At 70.3% G+C, this 21,496-nt stretch carries 24 protein-coding genes; 6 read left to right on the top strand and 18 right to left on the bottom strand.

Going from position 1 to position 21,496, the window contains the following annotated elements; translation table 11 throughout:
- Window positions 1-49: 49 nt before the first annotated feature.
- The 6 genes from rpsI to eccCa all read right to left on the bottom strand — a co-directional run bounded on the left by rpsI (window position 50) and on the right by eccCa (window position 6,769).
- The gene (gene rpsI / locus AU196_RS19175) at window positions 50-538 is read right to left on the bottom strand and encodes a 30S ribosomal protein S9 (RefSeq protein ID WP_082695787.1); all 489 of its coding nucleotides are present in this window, start codon (window positions 536-538) and stop codon (window positions 50-52) included.
- Entirely contained in the window at window positions 535-978 is a 444-nt protein-coding gene (gene rplM, locus AU196_RS19170) for a 50S ribosomal protein L13 (RefSeq protein WP_059096620.1), read from the bottom strand. Before rplM ends, rpsI begins: the two co-directional genes overlap by 4 nt.
- Window positions 979-1,241: 263 nt before the next feature.
- Window positions 1,242-1,538, bottom strand: a complete 297-nt coding sequence (locus tag AU196_RS19165; RefSeq protein ID WP_059096619.1) for a WXG100 family type VII secretion target — start codon at window positions 1,536-1,538, stop codon at window positions 1,242-1,244.
- 20 nt (window positions 1,539-1,558) lie between these two features.
- The gene (locus AU196_RS19160; protein ID WP_059096618.1) at window positions 1,559-1,882 is read right to left on the bottom strand and encodes a WXG100 family type VII secretion target; all 324 of its coding nucleotides are present in this window, start codon (window positions 1,880-1,882) and stop codon (window positions 1,559-1,561) included.
- Between the two features lie 82 nt (window positions 1,883-1,964).
- The gene (locus tag AU196_RS19155) at window positions 1,965-3,101 is read right to left on the bottom strand and encodes a type VII secretion-associated protein (protein ID WP_231737644.1); all 1,137 of its coding nucleotides are present in this window, start codon (window positions 3,099-3,101) and stop codon (window positions 1,965-1,967) included.
- The gene (gene eccCa / locus AU196_RS19150) at window positions 3,083-6,769 is read right to left on the bottom strand and encodes a type VII secretion protein EccCa (RefSeq protein ID WP_059096617.1); all 3,687 of its coding nucleotides are present in this window, start codon (window positions 6,767-6,769) and stop codon (window positions 3,083-3,085) included. The genes AU196_RS19155 and eccCa overlap by 19 nt, the downstream gene beginning before the upstream one ends.
- Window positions 6,770-6,887: 118 nt before the next feature.
- Here eccCa and eccD point away from each other — a divergent pair, with 118 nt between their 5' ends.
- Window positions 6,888-8,192, top strand: coding sequence for a type VII secretion integral membrane protein EccD (gene eccD, locus AU196_RS19145; protein WP_231737643.1), 1,305 nt, complete (start codon window positions 6,888-6,890; stop codon window positions 8,190-8,192).
- Window positions 8,189-9,526 (top strand): type VII secretion-associated serine protease mycosin, encoded by a 1,338-nt coding sequence (gene mycP, locus AU196_RS19140; RefSeq protein WP_059096615.1) that lies wholly within the window; start codon window positions 8,189-8,191, stop codon window positions 9,524-9,526. The genes eccD and mycP overlap by 4 nt, the downstream gene beginning before the upstream one ends.
- Here the strand turns inward: mycP and eccB are convergent.
- Window positions 9,482-10,858 (bottom strand): type VII secretion protein EccB, encoded by a 1,377-nt coding sequence (gene eccB / locus AU196_RS19135; protein ID WP_059096670.1) that lies wholly within the window; start codon window positions 10,856-10,858, stop codon window positions 9,482-9,484. The two genes, mycP and eccB, sit on opposite strands and share 45 nt — an antisense overlap.
- A gap of 114 nt (window positions 10,859-10,972) precedes the next feature.
- Between eccB and AU196_RS19130 the strand changes: the two genes are divergently transcribed.
- On the top strand, window positions 10,973-12,100 hold the full coding sequence (locus AU196_RS19130) for a GGDEF domain-containing protein (protein WP_059096614.1): 1,128 nt from the start codon (window positions 10,973-10,975) through the stop codon (window positions 12,098-12,100).
- On the opposite strand, the gene AU196_RS19125 is transcribed toward AU196_RS19130, so the two are convergent.
- Window positions 12,097-12,651, bottom strand: a complete 555-nt coding sequence (locus AU196_RS19125) for a CGNR zinc finger domain-containing protein (protein WP_059096613.1) — start codon at window positions 12,649-12,651, stop codon at window positions 12,097-12,099. The genes AU196_RS19130 and AU196_RS19125 overlap by 4 nt on opposite strands.
- A gap of 75 nt (window positions 12,652-12,726) precedes the next feature.
- On the opposite strand from AU196_RS19125, the gene AU196_RS19120 reads away from it, so the two are divergent.
- Genes AU196_RS19120 through AU196_RS19110 form a run of 3 tightly spaced genes read left to right on the top strand, consistent with a single transcriptional unit; the run spans window position 12,727 to window position 15,211 of the window.
- A complete protein-coding gene (locus tag AU196_RS19120) occupies window positions 12,727-13,800 on the top strand; it encodes an EamA family transporter (protein ID WP_059096612.1) in 1,074 nt (357 codons plus the stop codon).
- Between the two features lie 17 nt (window positions 13,801-13,817).
- Window positions 13,818-14,492 carry a cutinase family protein gene (locus AU196_RS19115; protein ID WP_082695786.1) on the top strand — a complete coding sequence of 225 codons (675 nt, stop codon included), beginning with the start codon at window positions 13,818-13,820 and terminating at the stop codon, window positions 14,490-14,492.
- A 5-nt stretch (window positions 14,493-14,497) separates the two neighbouring features.
- On the top strand, window positions 14,498-15,211 hold the full coding sequence (locus AU196_RS19110) for a cutinase family protein (RefSeq protein WP_059096611.1): 714 nt from the start codon (window positions 14,498-14,500) through the stop codon (window positions 15,209-15,211).
- A 6-nt stretch (window positions 15,212-15,217) separates the two neighbouring features.
- On the opposite strand, the gene truA is transcribed toward AU196_RS19110, so the two are convergent.
- The 10 genes from truA to AU196_RS19060 all read right to left on the bottom strand — a co-directional run bounded on the left by truA (window position 15,218) and on the right by AU196_RS19060 (window position 21,428).
- Window positions 15,218-16,090, bottom strand: coding sequence for a tRNA pseudouridine(38-40) synthase TruA (gene truA, locus AU196_RS19105; protein WP_059096610.1), 873 nt, complete (start codon window positions 16,088-16,090; stop codon window positions 15,218-15,220).
- Window positions 16,091-16,094: 4 nt separating this feature from the next.
- Window positions 16,095-16,673: a 50S ribosomal protein L17 gene (gene rplQ / locus AU196_RS19100; RefSeq protein ID WP_059096609.1), complete on the bottom strand. Its 579-nt coding sequence runs from the start codon at window positions 16,671-16,673 to the stop codon at window positions 16,095-16,097.
- A 75-nt stretch (window positions 16,674-16,748) separates the two neighbouring features.
- Window positions 16,749-17,801: a DNA-directed RNA polymerase subunit alpha gene (locus tag AU196_RS19095; protein ID WP_059096608.1), complete on the bottom strand. Its 1,053-nt coding sequence runs from the start codon at window positions 17,799-17,801 to the stop codon at window positions 16,749-16,751.
- 75 nt (window positions 17,802-17,876) lie between these two features.
- Window positions 17,877-18,482 (bottom strand): 30S ribosomal protein S4, encoded by a 606-nt coding sequence (gene rpsD, locus AU196_RS19090; protein WP_059096607.1) that lies wholly within the window; start codon window positions 18,480-18,482, stop codon window positions 17,877-17,879.
- A gap of 20 nt (window positions 18,483-18,502) precedes the next feature.
- On the bottom strand, window positions 18,503-18,919 hold the full coding sequence (rpsK, locus tag AU196_RS19085; RefSeq protein ID WP_011558523.1) for a 30S ribosomal protein S11: 417 nt from the start codon (window positions 18,917-18,919) through the stop codon (window positions 18,503-18,505).
- Between the two features lie 4 nt (window positions 18,920-18,923).
- The gene (gene rpsM / locus AU196_RS19080; RefSeq protein WP_011558522.1) at window positions 18,924-19,298 is read right to left on the bottom strand and encodes a 30S ribosomal protein S13; all 375 of its coding nucleotides are present in this window, start codon (window positions 19,296-19,298) and stop codon (window positions 18,924-18,926) included.
- A gap of 172 nt (window positions 19,299-19,470) precedes the next feature.
- On the bottom strand, window positions 19,471-19,584 hold the full coding sequence (rpmJ, locus tag AU196_RS19075; RefSeq protein ID WP_003879483.1) for a 50S ribosomal protein L36: 114 nt from the start codon (window positions 19,582-19,584) through the stop codon (window positions 19,471-19,473).
- Between the two features lie 37 nt (window positions 19,585-19,621).
- On the bottom strand, window positions 19,622-19,843 hold the full coding sequence (infA, locus tag AU196_RS19070) for a translation initiation factor IF-1 (protein ID WP_003418601.1): 222 nt from the start codon (window positions 19,841-19,843) through the stop codon (window positions 19,622-19,624).
- A gap of 218 nt (window positions 19,844-20,061) precedes the next feature.
- Window positions 20,062-20,613 (bottom strand): GNAT family N-acetyltransferase, encoded by a 552-nt coding sequence (locus AU196_RS19065; protein ID WP_059096606.1) that lies wholly within the window; start codon window positions 20,611-20,613, stop codon window positions 20,062-20,064.
- Window positions 20,613-21,428, bottom strand: coding sequence for a universal stress protein (locus AU196_RS19060; protein ID WP_157546486.1), 816 nt, complete (start codon window positions 21,426-21,428; stop codon window positions 20,613-20,615). Before AU196_RS19060 ends, AU196_RS19065 begins: the two co-directional genes overlap by 1 nt.
- Window positions 21,429-21,496 lie beyond the last annotated feature (68 nt).

The following is a 21,496-nucleotide window of genomic DNA, read 5'->3' as shown; positions in this document are numbered from 1 at the left end:
CAAATCGCCGGGCACATCGGATGATGTGCCCGGCGATTCGGTGGACCGATCAGCGCTTGCTGTACTGAGGCGCCTTGCGCGCCTTCTTGAGTCCGTACTTCTTGCGCTCGATGGCGCGCGGGTCACGGGTGAGGAACCCGGCCTTCTTCAACGCGGGCCGATCCTCGGGCTGCACGAGGATCAGCGCACGGGCGAGGGCGAGACGCAGTGCGCCTGCCTGGCCGGACGGCCCGCCACCGTCGAGGTGGGCGTAGACGTCAAAGCTCTCCACCCGGTCGACGGTCACCAGCGGCGCCTTGATGAGCTGCTGGTGCACCTTATTGGGGAAGTAATCCTCCAACGTGCGGCCGTCCAGGTCGAACTTGCCGGTGCCCGGCACGAGGCGCACCCGCACCACGGCCTCCTTACGGCGGCCGACGGTCTGGATCGGACGGTCGATGTACACGGGCTCGCGGGGTTCGACGTCCGCAGCGGTCGCATCGTCCGTGGTGGGCTCGACGGCTTCGGTACCGCTCGCCGTTCCGGTTACCTCTGTCATTGCGCCACCTGCTTGATCTCGAACGGAATCGGCTGCTGTGCAGCGTGCGGGTGGTTGGGACCCGCGTACACCTTGAGCTTCTTCTGCACCTGCCGGCTGAGCTTGTTGTGCGGCAGCATGCCGACGATCGCGTTCTCCACGACGCGGGTCGGGTGCTTGAGCAGCAGTTCGCCGATGGTGCGCCGGCGCAGGCCGCCGGGGTAACCCGAGTGGCGGTAGGCGTACTTGTTGTTGAGCTTGTCGCCGCTGACGGCGATCTTCTCGGCGTTGATGACGATGACGAAATCGCCACCGTCGACGTTGGGCGTGAATGTCGGCTTGTGCTTGCCGCGCAGCAGCTTGGCTGCTTCGACGGCGAGCCGGCCGAGCACCACGTCGGTGGCGTCGATGACGTACCACGAACGCGTGGTGTCACCCGCCTTCGGCGTGTACGTAGGCACAGTGCTTACCCTTCTCATCTCGGGTTTTACCCCGCTCGGACCCCGGTGACCCGGGTGACGGTCTGGCGTGACGGAGGGTGGTCCCGGCGACCGACGTTGACCCGGGGACCCGCGTTACCGTGACGGCACCGCACGCCAACGTGGGAGCTTACCTGCGTGCGTCGTCGCAGGTCAAAACGCGGTTGCGCCGCCGCCCGCACAGAACTGTGCGGTCCCGCGGGGCTCCCCTCCCGTTGGGACCGCACAGGGTCTGTGTGCGTGGGTCACCACCCCCACGCGTTGGCCGCGCTGCGGTCGGTCGCCGCGACGTCGTCGGCTCCGTCACGCACCGCGTTGCCGAGGCCGAACAGGATCTCGTTCAGCGCCGCGGCGGCCTGGTCCCAGCGCAGTTGCTCGGTGCGGTAGGCCTCGGCGGCGTGCCGCGTCCACACCTGCTGCAGCGGGGCGATCTGCGCCCGCAGTTCGTCGAGCGCGGCGTTGAGTCGGCCATGCGTCGCGTGGATCTCCTGGCGGACGGTGTACTCGATCTGGTCGAAGTCGTAGGACAGAACCTGGTCCATGGTGTCTCCCATTCTCGCTGCTACAGGGTGGTGCCGATGACACCGATTTGGTGTGCGTGCCCGTCGGAAGCGGCGAGCAGCGTCTGCTGATTGCTCCGCATGGTTTCGGCGATGCGCGCCAGAGCGGTGTGCAGCTTCACCGATTCGCCGTTCCAGCGGTCCACCACCTCGCGGAACCGGACGGCCGCCACCCCGCCCCACACCGACGGCGGCACGCCGGCCATCCGGCCGATGAACGACTGCAACATCGCCCGGATCTCTTCGTTGCGGGCGTCGATCGCGCCGGCAACGGAGCCCATGAGCTCGAAGTCGGTGTTGAGCGCGCCGCCGGTGGGTGTCGTCATCGAGGGCTTCCCTTCTGCTGTGGTCGGATATGAGTTAGGACGGCGCGGGTCCCCTTCCGGTTCCGTTCTCCGGCGGCTTTTCTCAGATGACCGCGTGTGCGGAGCGCACCGCTGCGTCACACACCGACCGGAGGGCGTCAGCGCTCCCGGGCGGGGTCTGGCAGCCGATCGCGATGCGCAGCGCGTCGTCGACCAGCACGGCCCACTCGGTCTGGTGGTTCGCGCGGTGCTCGCGGTAGGTGACGACCTCCCGGTCACCGCGGACGTCGTCGGCGCGGAAATCCGTGAACACCCCGTCCGGCTCCCCGCCAAGTGCGTCGCGCAGTGTGCGCGCCACCTCGTCCAGCGACTGGGCGCGCGGTAGCGGCGACTGCGTGATATGGAGTGCGACAGCGTGATCCGCGTGTGAGGTGATCTGCACGCGGGCCGATCCGCGCCCGTCGGTGATGCGCTGAACGGCCCACAGCGCCGGTACCACGACGGCCGCGCGGCCCTCGACCAGAAGGGTGCTGGGCTCCGCAGGCGGCGGTGCCGGCTCATGGGTGATCCCCACCGCGCCCACACCGACGGCGGCCAGCAGCGCACCGGCCAGCACCGGTACCGCGCGCCGGCCGGACCGTTCGGGCGGCGGCGCGTCGGAAGGCGCGGGTGACGGCACCCGGGCCAGGTGGGCGCCGGCCATCGCGACGGCCACACCGCGCTCGCGGAGCGCCACAGCGATCGCCGTCGCCAAGGGCGTGGCACCGACACCCGGTGGGGCATCGACGACAACCGTTCTCGCCCCGCCTGTCTCGTTGACCACCGCGGCGCACACCGCGTCGTCGGACGTGCGGGTGAAAGTGCAGGTGCCTCCCGAGCTGACCGTCACATGTTCTGCGGCGATCTCCACGACTGCGTCGGATCCGTCGGCGAGCGCTTCAGCCCGCGGGACGGCGACCGCAACGCCGCAGATGTCCCCTGCCGCGTCGAGCACCGCCTCCACCCGGCGCCCGCTCCACCACGTGGGATGGACCACGCTGAGCCCGTCGGAGCAGGAACCCGCGGCCGACCGCAGGAGGTTCGCGATGACCGCGCGGACCGTGACCGGGCGGTCATCCACGATCATCAGCGTGTCGTCGATCGCTTCGATTGCCGCGCAGGCCAAGTCGTCGTCGACCGGGAAAGTGCCACGCACCGTTGCGGGTCCCACCTCGACGGTGGTCACGGTGGCTCGGTCCACGCCACCTGGATGAGCTGATCGGCGGCACCACGGGTGATCAGCGTCGCGCGTCCGGGGGCCAGCACGCTGGAGCGCACCGATCCCAGCAGGACGCCCTCCTCGGGTCCGGCGCTCATCATCAGTCCCATCGCGCCAAGATCGCGCAGCCGCGCCAGCAGCGGGTCGAACATCGCCCGTGCCGCGCCACCCGAGCGGCGGGCCGCGATGACGTGCAACCCGATGTCACGCGCGTGTGGCAGGTACGCGAGCAGCGGTGTGAGCGCGGTGGCGCCGGCCGCCAGGTCGTAATCGTCGATGACGACGTAGATCTCGGGACCCGACCACCACGTTCGGTCGCGCAGCTGGCGCTGGGTGACGCCCGCCCCGGGCATCCGGGCGGCGAGGCGCTCGATCAGGGCGGGCATCGCGGCGGTCAGACCGGCCTCCGCCATCACGTAGCCGGCCAGGTGGGCGGATTCGACGACCCCGAGCAGGGTGCGGCGGAAGTCGACGAGGAGCAGTTGCACCGCATCCGGCGCATTGCTCGCGGTCAGCCCGGTGCACAGCGCGCGCAGCGCGGCCGTCTTTCCGCACTCGACATCGCCGAGCACGATCAGGTGGGGCTGCGTGCCGAAGTCCATCGTCACGACCTTTGCGCCGTTCTCGGCGATACCGATGACCACCTGCGTCGGCGACTCCACCGCGGCGAGCTCGTCTCGGTGGACCAGCGCGGGCAGCGGTGCGATCGGCGGCGCGCCGCGGTGGTCGTAGCGGGTCCGCAGCGTGTCCGCCGCGGCGACGAGGGCGGCCCCGAGCCCGTCGGCGGTCGGGCGGCCGTCGAGACGTGGGACCGCGATGACCGTCTCGCGCCCGTCGTGGGTCAGCCCCCGCCCCGGTGCGCCGCCCGCGAGTTGCCGGGCCCGCTTGCGGTCCATCTCGGATTCGGCCGGGTCCCCCAGTTGCAGTTCGATTCTGGTGCCGAGTTGGTCTTTGAGCGCAGGGCGCAGATCGGCCCACCGCGATGCGGCGAGCATGACGTGCACACCGTAGGACAATCCCTGCACGGCCAGCGCGGTGATCGACGACTCGAGCTGCTCGAGATCGCGCCGCAGCACCGACCAGCCGTCGACGACGAGGAACACCTCGCCGAACGGATCCGCCTCGGCGACGGTATCGCCCGCCGCGCGGCGCCGTCGATACTCCGCGATCGACTCGACGCCGCCCCGCCGGAAGCGTTGCTCCCTGATGCGCACGAGCGATTCGCACTCCGCGACGATCCGCCGGGCCAGATCGGCATCTTGCCGCCCCGCCACGGCCCCCACGTGCGGAAGCTCCGACATCGCGGCCAGGGCACCGCCGCCGAGATCGAGGCCGTAGAACTGCACCTCGTGCGGATCGTTGGTGGCCGCCAGGGCCAGCATCAGCGTGCGCAGCGTCATCGACTTGCCGGACCGCGGACCTCCGATGACGGCGACGTTGCCGGCCGCTCCACCCAGTGCGACGGAGAAGAGGTCGCGACGCTGCTCGAACGGACAGTCGATGAGCCCGATGGGCACCGTCAGTGGCGCGGCCTGGTCGGTGGGGGCGCGTGACAGCACCGCGTCGAGCGCGGGCGGACCGGACAGCGGCGGCAACCACACGCGGTGCGCAGGCGTGCCGAGCCCGGCCAGCCGATCCACCACCGTGTCGAGCACCGTCGGCGCAGACGGCCACGCGTTCGGCGCAGGACGCTCCGACTCATCGGATGAGGCGGTGAACAGTCGCGGTGTCGGATTCTCGTCCGACGGCGCCGGGCCCGCGGCGACGGGGCCGGAGACGAAAGCCGTCCGGAACCGGATCATGTCTCCGGACGCCGTTTTGAGGTACCCCACGCCCGGGGTGCCGGGCAGTTGGTGGGCGTCCCCGACACCGAGGACGGCCCGGGATTCGCTCGCCGAGAACGTCTTCAGGCAGATCCGGTACGACAGATGGGTGTCGAGCCCGCGGAGCCGGCCTTCGTCGAGCCGTTGACTCGCCAGCAGCAGATGCATGCCCAGCGACCTGCCGACACGACCGATGGCGAGGAACAGTTCCGCGAAATCCGGATGCTGGGTGAGCAGTTCGGAGAATTCGTCGACCACGATCAGCAGCACGGGCAGGGCCGGCAGGTCGGGACGGGTCACCCGCGCCCGCCGGTGATCGGCGATGTTGGCGAGGTTGCCTGCGGTGCGCAGCACCTGCTGGCGCCGGTGCATCTCGCCGGCCAGGGCATCGCGCATGCGGGCGACGAGGTGGGACTCCTCATCGAGATTAGTGATGACGGCCGAGACGTGCGCGGCTCGCTCGAGCCCGAGAAAGGTTGCGCCGCCCTTGAAGTCGACGAGGATCAGATTGAGCGCATCGGGCGGATGCGAGGCGATCAGGCCGAGTGTCAGCGTGCGTAACAGCTCCGACTTGCCCGACCCCGTGGCCCCGACGCACAGCCCGTGCGGTCCCATGCCACCGTGCGCGGCCTCCTTGAGGTCGAGTTCGACCGGTGTCCCGTGGTCGGACAGCCCGATGGGCACCCGGAGGAACCGATCCGGCGTGTGCGACCGCCAGGTCGCGGCGGGGTCGAGCGTCGTGGGATCGCCGATGCCGAGCAGGTCCTGCCAGTTGCGCGGCCCGGTGCGAACCGGCGCCTCGGCGACATCCCCGGCGCTCCCGGCCACCCGCCGGGCGCAGGCCACGGCCTGATCGATCGTCAGACCATCGGGGTGGCCCGCATGTTCGACACCCGTGCGGTCGCGAATCGTCAGCTCCCCGTCTTCGACGCGCACGGTCACGTCACTGCGCGGCGGTTCACCGAGGCACACCACGGTCACGTCCGATGCGGGGACCGGAGGCGGTACCCCGTCGACGATCAACAGCGTGTGCCCGCCGGACGACCTGTGGTGCGGTAGCCACTTGAGCCACTCCCACTCACCGGCGACCGGTGGGGCGGATTCGGCACGCACCGAGACGTCCCGTGGCCCGTGCAGCGCCACGACTTGGCACAGCGCCGCCCGGACGAGAGCCCGCCCCGCCGGCAGGTCGCCGGTGACCCCGAGCACTCCCGGCTCGGTGAGCTTCACGGTGAGCGGGGCACCCTCCATCGTGGACCGGTCCCGGACCAGCGCCAGCATCGCTTCGACGGTCACCGGGTCGACGTCGTCCACGCGGCCGACCTCCGGGGCGATGAGCCGGACACTCATGGGCACACTCCCCAGACCGATTCGTACGCAACCGAAGTCGACGTGGCCGACACTGCGCTCCCACATCCGTGCGCTGCCGGCGATCGCCCACAGCGTCTCGGGTGCCGGGTGCAGGCGGTGGTCGTCGTCGTACTGTCGGCGCGCGGAACCGGCGACGGCCCGGTCGACGCCGTCGAGATAGCGCAGATAGTCGCGCCGGTTCCGCTCCACCTCGGCCCCGCGCTGGGTGCCGCGGGCACCGAACACCAGGGTGCCCAGCAACGACATCGCCATCATCACGGGGAAGAGGCCGGCCACCGGACTCCTGGTCTGGCCGGTGCCGGACGTGAGATACAGCAGCATCATCCCGCCGGCGGCGATGAGCATCGCGAACGGCATGAGCCGGGCCAACGGATGACCGCCGGCCGGGCGCGGCACCGGTGGCGGCGCGTCCAGTGCGAAATCACCCGTGCGGGGCATGCGTTCGGCGATGTCCATCAGTAATTGGACGGTGCGCGGCGTCGACCGGTTCCCTGTCCACAGGATTCGATTTTCGTGCGTGGTGGTGTCGGCATGCGTGGTTACGGTGACGACACCTTCAGCGATGGGAGTGTTCATGTCCGCCAACGTGTGTCACGTGTCGGTGGTCGCCGACGACGATGCCGGAGCGGTGGATCTCGCGTTGCCGGCCCGGCTGCCGTTGGCGTCCCTGATCCCCGATATCGCCCGGCTGGCGGGTGCCGACACCGACGCACCGGCACGCTGGCAGCTCGCGACCCTGTGCGGCGCCGTCCTCGACGAGTCGGTCCCGCTGCGCGATCAGGACGTTCGCGACGGCGACGTGTTGCTGTTGAGCGCTGCACCGCCCCGGGTGCCACGGTTCGACCGGACCGACGTCGTCACGGCGGTGCTGGAGTCCGCTCCCTCGCCGGGTGACACGCGCGCACTCCGGGTGAGCGTGGGCTCGCTCGTGGCGGCGGCGGGGGCGCTCGCCGCCGTCGTCGGGCACGGATCGGCGTCGCCGGCCGTCGTCGCGGTGCTGCTGTGCGCGGTCGCGGGTGCCGCGGTGACCGTCTCGCGCGCGGGCCGCGAACCGTGGGTGGGTGCGCCGCTGGGCTGCCTCACCGTCCTGTTGACCGCGCTGTGCGGGGCACTGCTGGTGCCGGGTCGGTTCGATGCGCCACACGCACTGCTGGGAACTGCTGCCGCAGCGGCTGTCTCGCTGGTCCTCCTCCGCCTCCGGGTCGGCTCACCGGTCGCGTCGACGGCGTCGGCGTGCGCGGGTCTGCTGTGCACCGCAGCGGTGTCGGGCGCGGTGGTGTGGTCCGTGCCCGGGCAGGCGGCCGGGGTAGTGCTCGCCCTGCTCGCGCTCGGTGCGTTGAGCCTGAGCCCGCGCCTCTCGGTCGTCTTGTCCGGTCTGGCTCCGGCGCCCTCGCTGACGGACCCGCCCGTCGCGGATGCGGACCGTCGGGCTGCGGCCGGCCATCGGGTTCTCGTCGGGTTGGTGATCGGGGTCGGTGCGGCGGCGTGTGCCGGCACCGCCGTGGTGTCGATCGCCGTTCTCCGTGGCGCGGGGCACTGGCCGTCGAGCGCCGCGTTCTGCGCCGTCGTGGGGGCGGCGTTGCTGCTGCGGTCACGCTGCTACGCCGCCGGACGGTGCCGGTGGGCGTTGGCCATGTCCGGATTATTCTCGCTCGCAACGGCGTTCGTGATCGTGGCCGTGCGTCACGGCGATTGGGTCGCGGTCATCGCGGTCTGCGCCGGCGTCGCCGCGATCGTGCGTGAGAGTCCATCCGAGCCGTCACCGGTCGCCTCGCGGTCCGTCGAGGTGTTCGAGTACGTCGTTCTGGCCGCCGTGGCGCCGGTCGCCTGCGCCGCGCTGGACGTCTTCACCCTCATCCGGACCTCGAGCCTGATATGACCGGCCGGCTCACCGCCGTCGCGGTGACCGGGCTGGTCGTGGCAGCGCTGCCGGTGGCCACGGCGACACCCGCGTCGGCGGTGACCCCACCCGCGGTCGACGAATCATTCCTGCCCGAAGCCGCACCACCGGCACCGCCACAGCGCACCGAACAGCGGGCGGAGTGTTCCGGCGCCGTCGCCGACCGGGACCCGCCCGGGGACGCACACCAGTTGGACATGCTGAACCTGCCGGAGGTGTGGCCGCTGACCCGGGGTGCGGGGCAGACGGTCGCCGTCATCGACACCGGCGTCGCGCGGCACCGACTGCTCCCCCGGCTCGTCGCCGGCGGGGACTACGTGTCGCGGGGCGACGGCACCGACGACTGTGACGGACACGGCACGCTGGTCGCCGGGATCATCGCGGCCACAGGCGAATTCACCGGCGTGGCACCGGACGCCGCGCTGTTGGGCATCCGACAGTCGAGCAACAAGTTCGGGCCTGCCGACGAACCGGGCGTCACCGGGTACGGCGACGTGCAGACACTGGCGAAGGCGGTGCGCGCCGCCGCCGACCTCGGCGCCACGGTGATCAACGTGTCATCGGTGGCGTGCCTGGCCGCGGCCGCCGCGCTCGACGACCGGGCGCTGGGCGCCGCACTCGCCTATGCGGTCGACGTGCGCAACGCGGTCGTGGTCACCGCGGCGGGCAACGTCGGCGGGCCGGGCCAGTGCCCGGCGCAGAATCCGGCACACCCCGGCCGACCCGACTGGCAGAGAGTCGAATCCGTCGCCAGCCCAGCCTGGTACGACGACCTGGTGCTCACCGTCGGCTCGGTGGGCCTCGACGGCACACCGTCGCGGTTCAGCCTCGCAGGCCCGTGGGTCGACGTCGCCGCACCGGGCGAGCACGTCGTGTCGCTGGACCCCGACGGCGACGGCCTCGTCGACGCGCTGCCGGCGGCCGACGGCCACGCGTCGATCGCGGGCACCAGTTACGCCGCGCCGGTGGTCTCGGGGATCGTTGCGCTGGTCCGCTCCCGCTGGCCCCACCTCACGGCGCGCCAGGTGATGCAGCGCATCGAGGACACCGCGCATCCGCCGCCGGCAGGGTGGGATCCCGTCATCGGTCGTGGTGTCGTGGACGTCGCGGCCGCCGTGAGCGGTGGCCTGCCCGCCGGCCCCGCCGAAACCCCGGCGCGTTCTCTGAGCGCCCCGACCGACGTCCCGCACGACACCAGACCCCGCCGGATCGCGACGGCGGGCGCGGGGATCTGCGTCGTGATCACGCTGCTGGTCGCGGCTGCCTCGTCATCGCACCGGCGCGGCCACCCCGAGCGCGTCGCGCGTCACTGACGCTGCGGCGCGGCTCAATTCGGGTCCGCGGGGCAGACGGGCGAGCACCGGCCACGGGGACGGCACGGGCGGCGACGTCACGCCGAGTGTGCGCGCGGTGTCGTCATCGGGCACCCCGAACAGCACGCCGCGGTCCGTCATCAGATACCGCGGTTGTGCGCCGCCCCCGCCACCGGTGACGCTGACCGGACGGGCGAACACGCTGCGACCCGGCGGGACGAAGACCGCATCCACGTTCGGACCCGCACCGTCCGCCTGCGCCAGATCCAGGACGGGCGCGGGCGGGACCGCGTCGACCAGCGTGGTCGTCACGTCGCCGCCGTCCATCGCCCAGTGCGCGCACAGGACGGCCGGTTCGGTGATCACCACCCGGTCGGGATGGGTGGCGGTCGGCAGCGTGTCGACGACGTCGGCCGCCGCCACGGCATCGGGTGCGACGGTGGGGATGTCGCCGCCGCGCTGACCGACGGTGAACCGGATCAGGTCGGCGGTCACCTTGCCGACGCGCTGCACGCCGTCGGCCAGCACGACGTAGTACTCCGTGGCGTCGGCGCGGGGCAGCCGCACGACCTCGCCCACGGTGCGGCCGGCGAGCGCGCCCCGGTCACCGGCGCGCGGCACCGCGGGTGCGGTGATCGGCGGGCTCTCGGGCAGTGCGTCGAGGAGCGCGCGGGAGACCGGACGCGGCGTGGCGGCTTCCATCCGCAGGGCCCGCACGACGGCGGTGTCACGCAGGTCGACCGCCGCCCGCCGCCCGGCGTACAGGAGGTAGGTGACCGCCGGACCTTCCGACCGCGCGGTGACCAGCACGGCGCGGTCCGCCCCGAGCGCACCACCCGGTGGTGACGGACCGACCAGGACCGACGTCGACGCGGCGCCGTCGCAGACCGTCCATCCCGCGTCCTGCGGCGGCACCGCGGGTTCGATCGCCGCGGGCGCCCCGGCGATGCCGACCTGCGGTCCGCGCGGCGCCTCGGCCAGAGCGCGGGCGCTGACCGTCCGCGGCTCCGCGGCGCTGCCGGCCGCGAGCCGGGCCGAGGCGAGGTTGGGCACCGGATGCACGGTGTCGCCGATCCGCACGTACAACGCCCCGGACTGCGCGTCCATCACGATCGGGGCGTCGGCGAGGCCGCCCTGCGGGCGCAGTACCGCCAGGATCGCGCAGCCGGCCACCACGATGGCCGCGAGCACGGCACCGGCGACGAGCGCGAGCGACTGTCCGCGCAGCGGATCGTCGAGCATCCGGACGTCCGCACGGACCAGCGCGTGTTCCACGCGACGCATCAGGAACCGGTACCCGCTCACGTGGAGCCCGGTGGTCGGTCGGCCCATGTCCACCCCCGAGGGGAGCGTAACCGCGCTCTCGACCCCCTTTCGACGCCGATTTCGTGGTCGCGGTGTCGGTGGCCGGGCATACAGTGGGTGAAGCGGTGGGAGGTACCAGAGATGTTCCAGGCGGTGCGGCAGTACTGGCGCCAGCCAGAGCATTTCTACTGGCTCACCTCGTTCTTGGCGGCCCGCGAAGCACAGTCGGCGACGTGCCGGTTGATCGCGATGTTCGTCGCGACGCTCGGGCTGGTGCCACTGGCGATGCAATGGAGCGATGCCGGACCGCAGACCGCATTCGAACGCGGCATCGCGGTGACGGTCACGTTCACCTGTCTGGTGATCGCAGGGTTCTGGCTACGGCGCCGGTGGCCGTCCCGGCACCAGTCCGGTGTGTTCGTGGTGGTGACGGCCGTCCTCATCGCCGCGGGGTGCCTCATCATGTCCGACCCCGAGGCGGGGCTCCTCCTGGCGACGGGTTTCGCGGTGCTCGGCGCCTACATCGCGCTGTTCCACACCGCCCACTACATCGTCCTGGTGTTCGTGCTCGCCGAGTTCACCGGGATCGTGCTGGCCTTCCGCCTTGCCGAGACGGCCGATCCGGTGTGGGCGGCGACGTCGCTGGCCATCGTCATGACCGTCACCGTGGCGGTGCCGTTCGCGTGCCACCTGCTGCTCTACGCGGTGGACATCGATGTGGACAACGCCGACATCGACCCGTTGACCGGGTTGCTGAACCGCGAGGCGTTCTACCGGGCCGCCGGCCACGTCGTCGCCCGCAGCCGCGACGACGACCAGCGTCTCGTCCTGGTGGTGATCAACCTCGACAACATGCGCCTGCTGTGCGAGACCGACGGTGAACTCGCGTGCGAGCGGGCCCGCGTGGCGATCGGCCAGACGCTGCGGGAGACCACCCGCCACAACGCGTTCGTGGCCCATACCGGCGACGACGAGTACCTCATCGCCGACACCTTCGCCACGACGGACTCGTTCCCGCTGGTCGAACGCGTGCGCAAGGCGATCGCCGCGACCCCGCCGCGGGTGACGGCGAGCATGGGCGTCGTCAGCACCCCAATGCGCGGGTTGGGCGCCTGCCCGCCTGCGGAGTTGCTCGACGAGCTGATCACGATCGCGACGATGGCGATGTACGACGCCCGTCGCGCCGGCGGCAATCAGGCCCGTTACGTCTCGTGCGACCGGCCGGCCGTCCTCGACAACGCACGCCGACTGGGCAGCGACGACCTCTAGGAGTCCTTGGCACGCCGTTCGCGGTAAGCCGCCACGTGTTGACGGTTGCCGCAGTTGCCGGTGTCGCAGAACATCCGGGACCGGTTGCGCGACAGGTCCACCAACACCGCTTCACAGTCCGGGGCGGCGCACGTCTTCAGCCGACGCAACTCACCGGCGCGGATCAGGTCGGCCAGCGCCATCGCCATCTCCGCACCCATCCGTTGCCACAGCGGGTCGTGGACCGATGCCAGGTGCAGATGCCATTCGGGCATCTCGGGGTGACGGGTCAGCCAGGGTGCGGCCTTGGTGTCCGCGAGCAGCGCATTGACCTGACCGACGGTGCCCTCCTCGTCGTCGGCGGCCGCCCAGATCCGGCCCAGCCGTACCCGCAGCCCGCGTACGGCGGCGAGTTCCGCGTCGTCGCGGTCCCGCCGCCCGGTCCAGCCGAACCCGTCGAGGTACTCGTCGAGAGCGGACATGTCGCCGAGTTGTTCGCCGTCGACCCGATCGGTGTTGACCAGTACACACGCCGCCCGCAGTGTGAGTTCGGTGTCATGAGTGAAATGCATTTGACTCATGACTCCTTCGATCGATACGGTCAGGACCAAAGCTCACTTTACTCATTACATCCTCTCGGAGGTGCCATGGCTTCGCTCGGCGCGCTCACGCCACAGCGTGCAGCGGTCGACCACTTCCGGGTCGGCCTGATGCTCGCCGTCGGTTCGGCGTTCGCGTTCGGCATGTCCGGGCCGCTCGGCAAGTCGCTGATGGTGGCCGGATGGAGCCCCACCGCGGCCGTGACGGCCCGGCTGGCCGGCGGCGCCCTCCTCATGGCGGTCTTCGCGACGGTCGTCCGCCGCGGCTGGCTGCGGGAGGCGGTGTCGCACTGGCGGACCGTCCTCGTCTACGGGGCGGTCCCGATCGCCGGCGCCCAGCTCTTCTACTACAACGCCGTCTCCCACCTGACCGTCGGCGTGGCACTGCTGCTGGAGTACACCGCCCCGCTGCTGGTCGTGGCGTGGCTGTGGCTGACCACCCGCCGCAGGCCGTCCACGCTGACCTTGGCCGGCGTGACCCTCGCGGTCACGGGCATCATGCTCGTCCTCGGGGTCGTCGACAGCAGCGGATTCGCCGCCGCGCAGATCAACCTCGTCGGCGTCGGCTGGGGCCTGGCCGCCGGTGTGTGCGCCGCCTGCTACTTCCTGATGTCGGAGCGGGTCGCCACCGGCGAGGAGAACGCAGACAGCGTCCATCCGGTCACCCTCGCCGCGGCCGGACTGGCGGTCGGCGGGGCGCTCACCGCATTGCTCGGCATCGTCGGCGTCATGCCGCTGACCTTCACGACCGACGACACCGTGATCGCCGGGTGGACCACGTCGTGGGTGGTGCCGGTCCTCGCTCTCGGCCTGATCCCGACCGCGATCGCCTACACGTTGGGCATCATGGGTATCGCCCGGCTGCGGCCGCGGTTCGCCTCGCTGGTCGGCCTCTCGGAGGTGCTGTTCGCTGTCCTGGCGGCCTGGGTCCTGCTCGGTGAATCGATGACCGCGGTGCAGGCCGTCGGCGGCGCCATCGTCCTGTGCGGCCTCGCCCTTGCCCGCCAGGGAGACCGGCACGATTCCCGCGACGCCGACGGCCCGGATCTGGTCGCGGCGGCGATGTGGCCGGAAACACCGGTCGAGGAGGCCGGAGAAGCCCGAACTGTTGGCTCTAGCTAGCCCACCTATGTGAGTATGTGCCGGTGATCTCGCTTCGCGCCGGTGCGCGTCTGGCCGCCACCGCACTCTCCGTCGTCACCGCCGGTGCCCTCGTCGCAGCGGGCCCGGCACCGACCGCCGCCGCGCAGGGCTGCTCCGATGTCGAGCTGATCTTCGCGCGAGGCACCAGCGAACCCGTGGGCATCGGCCGCGTCGGCCAGGCGCTCGCCGATGCGATGCGCCCCATGCTCGGGGGCCGCACGCTGAGCACCTATGGCGTGAACTACCCGGCCACCTACGACTTCCTGACCACCGCCGCGGGCGCAGCCGATGCGACCGCACGCATCGCGTCGGTCTCGACGCAGTGCCCTGGCACCCGGTTCGTCCTCGGCGGATATTCGCAGGGCGCGGCGGTGATCGACATGCTGGCCGGCGTTCCGCCCCTGGGGAACCGGATCGGTGACATCGGCTCGGCACCGCCGCTACCCGGCGGTTACGTCAGCGACGTCGCGGCGGTCGCGGTGTTCGGTAACCCGGCCACCAAGTTCGGCAACCCCGTCAACGCGCGAGGGCTGTTCGCCGGCCGCGGGATCGACCTGTGCAGCGACGGTGACCCGATCTGTTCGAACGGCCGCAATCCGTTCGCTCATAAGAACTACGAGTCCTCGCCGTTCATCGGGCAGGCGGCAGGTTTCGCAGCCAGCCTGATTTGACGATCATGTCGGTTAACATCGACGGGGTGCATGATCACTCTGCGTCGCTCAGCTGGGTCCGTCGGTCTCTGACGCTCGCCGCGTCCGTCCTCGTCGCCGCCGGACTACTCATCGCGCCCTCGACCCTGTCCCGGACCGCCGCCGTCGCGTCCGCCCAATCGTGCCCGCAGGCCGAGCTCATCTTCGCGCGCGGTCGCACCGAGGCGCCCGGCGCAGGCGTGATCGGCAATGCCCTGATCAGCGCCCTGCGCAACAAGACCGACAAGGACATCGACCTCTACACCGTGCAGTACCCGGCGGACACCGAGATCGATGTGGGCGCCAACGACATGAGTTCGCGCATCCAGGACATGGCAGGGCGGTGCCCCGACACCCGCCTGGTGCTGGGCGGCTACTCGCTCGGCGCCGCCGTGACCGACGTCGTGCTTGCCGCGCCGATCGCGGCGTTCGGCTTCGAGAAGCCGCTGCCGCCGGGGATGGACCGGCACATCGCCGCGATCGCCCTGTTCGGCAACGGCGTCGCGTGGGTCGGGCCGATCACCAACTTCAGCCCGCTCTACCGCGAACGCACGATCGAGTTGTGCCACGGCGCCGATCCGATCTGCAGCCCGGCCGACCCCAATACCTGGGAGGGCAACTGGCCCGACCACGCGGCGCGGGCCTACGTCAACGCCGGCATGGTCAACCAGGCCGCCGACTTCATCGCCGGGCGCATCTGACCGAGGCTAGATGACGCGCAGATCGCGGGTGACCAGGGTGCGCGCCGCTAACTCGTCATCCGGCGGATAGTCCACCCCCACGAGGGTGAGCCCCTGCGGCGGGGCGGCCGCGAACTCGCTGGATCGCCGCGTGGCGCTCAACAACCCGGCACACCATCCGGGTTCGCGGCGATGCTCCCCCACCGCGATCAGCGCACCGACGAGCGAGCGCACCATCGACCAGCAGAACGCATCCGCGCTGACGTACGCGGTGACCAGATCGCCGTCGCGCGCCCACTCCAGCCGCTGCAGATCGCGGATCGTCGTCGCGCCGTCGCGGTGACGGCAGAACGCCGCGAAATCGCGCAGCCCGACCAGCTGTGCGCTCGCCGCGTTCATCGCCTCGACGTCGAGCGGCCGCGGCCACGGCGTCACGAAGCGCGCCAAGTGCGGTTCCACGCCGTAGGGGGCGGTGCCGAGCCGGTAGGTGTAGTGGCGCCGTAACGCGGAGAAGCGTGCGTCGAATCCCGTTGGCGCACGGCTGATGTCGCGGATCCGGACGTCGGCGGGCAGAAACCGCCCGAGCCGACGGACGAGCGGCAGGAACTCGGGCTCACCGGGCCGCGCGGTACGCGGGTACGCGTGGTGCAGCGCGTCCTCGGGCACGTCGACGTGCGCCACCTGGCCGGTGGCGTGCACACCCGTGTCCGTGCGCCCGGCCGCCCGCACCGCCAACGGGGTGCGGAACACCGTCGTGAGCGCCTCGTCGATCAGCCCGGCCACCGTGCGCTGACCGGTCTGCGGCGCCCAGCCCGCGAAGTCGGTGCCGTCGTAGCTGACGTCGAGCCGAAGACGAACCAGCCCGCCACTCCGGGGAGTGACGGGCTGGTCTGCGTTCATACCGCTAGGACTTGTCAGCGTCCGAACCCTCAGTGGGATCGTCGGTCTCGGTCGACCGCGACGCCTCCGAAGCCGTGGTGTCCTCGGCCTCCGTGACAGCCTCGACCTCGGTGGCCTCGGGACCTTCTGTGGCCTCGGGCTCGACGGCAGCCTGCGGGGCAGCCGCGGCCGCGACCTTCTGCGAACCGGCACTCCGGCGGGCCCTGTTGGCCTCCGACGTCACCGTCTTCTCCCGCACCAACTCGATGACCGCCATCGGGGCGTTGTCGCCCTTGCGCGGCTCGACCTTGATGATGCGGGTGTAGCCGCCCTCGCGGTCGGCGAAGAACGGGCCGATCTCGGCGAACAGGGTGTGCACGACGTCCTTGTCGCGGATCTTCTTGAGCACCTCACGCCGATTGTGCAGCGTGCCCTTCTTGGCGTGGGTGATCAGCTTCTCCGCGTAGGGCCGCAACGCCCGCGCCTTCGGCTCGGTCGTCTTGATGCGGCCGTGCTCGAAGAGCGACGTGGCCAGGTTGGCCAGGAGCGCCTTCTGGTGGCTGGACGACCCGCCGAGGCGAGGGCCCTTCGTGGGCTTGGGCATTGCGACTATCTCCTCAATGGGGCCGGCCCCCGTATCAGGTAGGGCCGGGACGGTTCTCTTTCGAGAGTTTGCGAATTACAGCTGTTCGGTTTCGGCGAAGTCCTGGTCGGTGTCCAGGTCGTAGCCGGCGTCGCTGTTCCAGGTGCCGGTGGCGGCGTCGTAACCGGCGACCTCGGACGGATCGAACGTCGCCGGGCTGTCCTTGAGCGAGAGACCGAGCTGGTGCAGCTTGATCTTCACCTCGTCGATGGACTTCTGGCCGAAGTTGCGGATGTCCAGCAGATCGGACTCGGTGCGGGCGACGAGCTCGCCCACGGTGTGCACACCCTCGCGCTTGAGGCAGTTGTACGACCGGACGGTCAGGTCGAGATCGTCGATGGGCAGCGCGAACGACGCGATGTGGTCGGCCTCGGCCGGCGACGGCCCGATCTCGATGCCCTCCGCCTCGACGTTGAGCTCCCGGGCCAGGCCGAACAGCTCGACCAGCGTCTTGCCCGCCGAGGCGAGCGCGTCACGCGGAGAGATCGAGTTCTTGGTCTCGACGTCGAGGATCAGCTTGTCGAAGTCGGTGCGCTGCTCGACGCGGGTGGCCTCCACCTTGTAGGTCACCTTGAGCACCGGGCTGTAGATCGAGTCGACCGGGATGCGGCCGATCTCGGCGCCGGACGCCTTGTTCTGCACGGCGGGCACGTAGCCGCGACCGCGCTCGACGACCAGCTCGACCTCGAGCTTGCCCTTGTCGTTCAGCGTCGCGATGTGCATCTCGGGGTTGTGCACGGTGACACCGGCGGGCGGCACGATGTCGCCCGCGGTGACCTCACCCGGTCCCTGCTTGCGCAGGTACATGGTGACCGGCTCGTCCTCCTCCGAGGACACGACCAGGCTCTTGAGGTTCAGGATGATGTCGGTGACGTCTTCCTTCACCCCGGGCACGGTGGTGAACTCGTGCAGCACACCGTCGATGCGGATGCTGGTGACCGCTGCGCCGGGGATCGACGACAGCAGCGTGCGCCGCAGCGAGTTGCCCAGCGTGTAGCCGAAGCCGGGCTCCAGCGGCTCGATGACGAACCGGGAGCGGTTCTCGGCAACCGTCTCTTCGGACAGTGTGGGGCGCTGAGAGATCAGCATGGTGTTTTCTCCTTCGTCACGACACCCGCTATTTGATGCCGCGTGACCCTGCCGCCATCGGGACGGCCGGGGGTGTTACTTCGAGTAGAGCTCGACGATCAGCTGCTCGGTCAGCGGCACGTCGATCTGTGCGCGCTCGGGCAGCTGGTGGACGAGGATGCGCTGACGTTCGCCGATGACCTGCAGCCACGACGGGATCGGCCGGTCACCCGCGGTCTCCCGCGCGATCACGAACGGATCGGTGTTGAGCGACTTCTCCTTGACGTCGATGATGTCGTACTGCGACACCCGGTAGCTGGGGATGTCGACCTTGACGCCGTTGACGGTGAAGTGTCCGTGGCTGACCAGCTGACGGGCCATCCGGCGGGTGCGCGCCAGGCCGGCGCGGTACACGACGTTGTCCAGCCGGCTCTCGAGGATGCGCAGCAGGTTGTCGCCGGTCTTGCCGGGCTGCCGGTTCGCCTCGTCGTAGTAGCGACGGAACTGCTTCTCCAGCACCCCGTAGGTGAAGCGGGCCTTCTGCTTCTCCTGCAGCTGGGTGCGGTATTCGCTCTCCTTGATCCGCGCGCGGCCGTGCTGGCCGGGCGGGTAGGGGCGCTTCTCGAACGACTGATCACCACCGACGAGGTCGACGCCGAGGCGGCGCGACTTGCGGGTGGCAGGTCCGGTGTAACGAGCCATGAGTTCTTAGTCCCTACTTCCTAGACCCGGCGCCGCTTGGGCGGACGGCAACCGTTGTGCGGCTGCGGCGTGACATCGGCGATGGCGCCGACCTCGAGGCCGGCGGCCTGCAGCGAGCGGATGGCGGTCTCGCGGCCCGAACCGGGCCCCTTCACGAACACGTCGACCTTCTTGACCCCGTGCTCCTGGGCCTTGCGGGCGGCGTTCTCGGCGGCGAGCTGCGCGGCGAACGGCGTCGACTTACGCGAGCCCTTGAAGCCGACGTGACCCGACGAGGCCCAGGCGATGACGTTGCCCTGGGGATCGGTGATCGACACGATCGTGTTGTTGAACGTGCTCTTGATGTGTGCGGCGCCGTGCGGGACGTTCTTCTTTTCCCTGCGGCGGGTCTTCTGCCCCTTCTTCGCGGAGGAAGCGGCGGCTTTCTTCGGTGGCATCTACTTACCTGGCCTTCTTCTTGCCGGCGATGGTGCGCTTCGGGCCCTTGCGGGTGCGCGCGTTGGTCTTGGTCCGCTGGCCACGCACCGGCAGGCCGCGGCGGTGCCGCAGACCCTGGTAGCAGCCGATCTCGATCTTGCGGCGGATGTCCGCCTGCACCTCGCGGCGCAGGTCGCCCTCCACCTTCAGGTTCGCTTCGATGTAGTCGCGCAGCTGGGTCACCTGGTCGTCGGTGAGGTCCTTGGTGCGCAGGTCGCGGTCGATGCCGGTCGCCTCCAGGATCTCCTGGGAGCGGGTACGGCCGACGCCGTAGATATAGGTCAGTGCGATCTCCATGCGCTTGTCGCGCGGGAGGTCAACGCCCACTAGTCGGGCCATGGGTGTGCCATTCCTTCTTCTTGGCGGAGGTCTGTTCCCAGTCCGATCCCGCCGTGGTGGCGGGGCCCGGCCTCCGTCCGGGCGTGTCCGAGCAGCCAATCCGCTCGGTGGTACTGGGAGGTCAGCATTCAGTTGTTTCGAGGGTGTGGCCGGCGTAGGAGCCGGGCCGGGATCAGCCCTGCCGCTGCTTGTGGCGGGGGTCGGAGCAGATCACCATGACCCGCCCATGCCGACGGATCACCCTGCACTTGTCGCAGATGGGCTTGACGCTCGGGTTCACCTTCACGGCGTGCAGATCCTTCTTGGTCGTTCTGTCTGGGTTTTTACTTGTACCGATACACGATGCGGCCCCGGGACAGGTCGTAGGGAGACAGCTCCACCACGACGCGGTCCTCGGGCAGGATGCGGATGTAGTGCTGCCGCATCTTGCCGCTGATGTGGGCGAGAACCTTGTGACCGTTCTCCAGCTCAATGCGGAACATCGCATTGGGCAGGGGTTCGACCACACGACCCTCGACCTCTATGGCACCGTCTTTCTTTGCCATAACTTTTCGGAGATCCTCCGTTGTCTTCTTGGTTGTTCGGCGCCCGCCGCCGTTCGGCGACACACTGCACTGGCACAGTTGCGCTCCGACCACGAAACGTGAGCCGGTAGTCGGATATTCCGGAAACCAGAGGCACGCAAGAGCCGGCGCGGGCACCGCACCGTTGGTCAATACTACCTGCTCGGGTTGGTTGCCCAAAATCGCGCCGATCAGCGCATCTACCGGGCGTCGGAGCCGCCGGAACGGAGATCCACCTCGACCGATACCACCGCGCCGTCGAGGTGACGGCGGCAGGGCCAGCTGGAGTCCGAGAGCACCGTCTGCATCTCGTGATTCTCGGCCAGGATGTCGGCGACGAAGAAACGTTGGCCGTTGGCCCGGGCGATATGGCCGAGCGCGTCGAGCAGGACGGTGCCGATGCCGCGATGGTGATGACCGTGGGCGACCACGATCGCGACCTCCGCATGGCCCGGGCGGGCCGACTCGACGTAGTTGGCCACCCCGAGCAGCGTGTCGCCGTCGAACGCCGCGAGCGTGAATCGGTCCGCGGCTGTCTGCAGCAGAGTGGTCACCCACCGGTCGATGTGCTGGGGGTGCGCGGTGAAGAACCGCAGATAGCGTTCCCGCTCGGTGAGGCCGTGGGCCATCGCCGTGATCGCTGCCCGGTCGGCGTCGGTGACGCGCCGGAGGGTGACCGCACCGCCGTCGAGAAGTGCCACGCTGGCGGGCAGGTCGCGCCCACCGCGGCAGAGGTCCGGCGGATCCGACATCAGCGGACCACGAGCACCGAGTGCCGCCTGCCGCTGTCGAACAGTGTGCCGCGCGCCCCGACGATGTCGGCCACCACCCCGGCGTCGGCAGCGCCGATGACGACCATGCCGATGTCGCGCTCCCGCTGGTGGGCGAGGTAGCGCACGATGGTGTCGCTGGTCGGCACCACGAGCGTGCGCACATCCGGATAGCGTCGCGTCGATTCGGTTGTCCGCCGATCCAGTTCGTCGCGGCTGGGCTCGTGCGATTCCCAGCGGCGAACTCCGACGATCACGACCGGGGAACCGCGTAACCGGGCCTCCTCGAGCGCGCCGGTGATGACGCTGCCGCTCTCCGGGGTGGCGTCGGTGGCGACCGCCAGCCAGTCCCGCGGCGCGGGGAGGGCGTCGGCCCGCAGCACCGCGACGCAACACTGCGCCTCGGTCGAGACCGTGACGGCGGTGGAGCCGAGGACGACGCTGGCGATCGCACCGATGCCCACCGATCCGATGCAGATCATTGCCGCCGTGCGTGATTCGGCGAGCAGTTCGCGCTCCGGCGGCCCCCAGAGAATGTCCGTGTCGACGTCGACGTCCCGACCTACGGCCTTCGCCGCGGTCGACGCCGCCCGGAGAACCGTCTCGGCGTACTCGCGTTCCATCCGGAACTCGTCGTCAGACCGGCCCGGTTGTCGCGTCACCCCTGTCGCGTGTACCAGTCGCAGCGGCGCCGAGCGCGCGGCGGCTTCGTCGACCGCCCACCTCACGGCATCGAGTGCGGCCTGTGAACCGTCCACTCCGACGACGACCGGCCGGATGCGATGTGTCGTTTCCATCGGGGCTCCCGTTCTGCTGCGCGGTACGAGGGTAGGGGACCGACGGCGCCGCCGACGGAGTAGTTCGA

The organism is Mycobacterium sp. IS-1742 (genome assembly GCF_001500125.1).
Lineage (GTDB): Bacteria > Actinomycetota > Actinomycetes > Mycobacteriales > Mycobacteriaceae > Mycobacterium.
Note: the sequence above shows the minus strand (reverse complement) of the source record. Positions and strands in the feature narration are given on the sequence as shown.

Coding starts and splice junctions, on each gene's coding strand:
- rpsI (WP_082695787.1), bottom strand. CDS start 538: ATGACAGAGGTAACCGGAACGGCGAGCGGTACCGAAGCCGTCGAGCCC.
- AU196_RS19165 (WP_059096619.1), bottom strand. CDS start 1,538: ATGGACCAGGTTCTGTCCTACGACTTCGACCAGATCGAGTACACCGTC.
- AU196_RS19160 (WP_059096618.1), bottom strand. CDS start 1,882: ATGACGACACCCACCGGCGGCGCGCTCAACACCGACTTCGAGCTCATG.
- eccCa (WP_059096617.1), bottom strand. CDS start 6,769: ATGGACATCGCCGAACGCATGCCCCGCACGGGTGATTTCGCACTGGAC.
- eccD (WP_231737643.1), top strand. CDS start 6,888: ATGTCCGCCAACGTGTGTCACGTGTCGGTGGTCGCCGACGACGATGCC.
- mycP (WP_059096615.1), top strand. CDS start 8,189: ATGACCGGCCGGCTCACCGCCGTCGCGGTGACCGGGCTGGTCGTGGCA.
- eccB (WP_059096670.1), bottom strand. CDS start 10,858: ATGGGCCGACCGACCACCGGGCTCCACGTGAGCGGGTACCGGTTCCTG.
- AU196_RS19130 (WP_059096614.1), top strand. CDS start 10,973: ATGTTCCAGGCGGTGCGGCAGTACTGGCGCCAGCCAGAGCATTTCTAC.
- AU196_RS19125 (WP_059096613.1), bottom strand. CDS start 12,651: ATGCATTTCACTCATGACACCGAACTCACACTGCGGGCGGCGTGTGTA.
- AU196_RS19120 (WP_059096612.1), top strand. CDS start 12,727: ATGGCTTCGCTCGGCGCGCTCACGCCACAGCGTGCAGCGGTCGACCAC.
- AU196_RS19110 (WP_059096611.1), top strand. CDS start 14,498: ATGTCGGTTAACATCGACGGGGTGCATGATCACTCTGCGTCGCTCAGC.
- truA (WP_059096610.1), bottom strand. CDS start 16,090: ATGAACGCAGACCAGCCCGTCACTCCCCGGAGTGGCGGGCTGGTTCGT.
- rplQ (WP_059096609.1), bottom strand. CDS start 16,673: ATGCCCAAGCCCACGAAGGGCCCTCGCCTCGGCGGGTCGTCCAGCCAC.
- AU196_RS19095 (WP_059096608.1), bottom strand. CDS start 17,801: ATGCTGATCTCTCAGCGCCCCACACTGTCCGAAGAGACGGTTGCCGAG.
- rpsD (WP_059096607.1), bottom strand. CDS start 18,482: ATGGCTCGTTACACCGGACCTGCCACCCGCAAGTCGCGCCGCCTCGGC.
- rpsK (WP_011558523.1), bottom strand. CDS start 18,919: ATGCCACCGAAGAAAGCCGCCGCTTCCTCCGCGAAGAAGGGGCAGAAG.
- rpsM (WP_011558522.1), bottom strand. CDS start 19,298: ATGGCCCGACTAGTGGGCGTTGACCTCCCGCGCGACAAGCGCATGGAG.
- infA (WP_003418601.1), bottom strand. CDS start 19,843: ATGGCAAAGAAAGACGGTGCCATAGAGGTCGAGGGTCGTGTGGTCGAA.
- AU196_RS19065 (WP_059096606.1), bottom strand. CDS start 20,613: ATGTCGGATCCGCCGGACCTCTGCCGCGGTGGGCGCGACCTGCCCGCC.
- AU196_RS19060 (WP_157546486.1), bottom strand. CDS start 21,428: ATGGAAACGACACATCGCATCCGGCCGGTCGTCGTCGGAGTGGACGGT.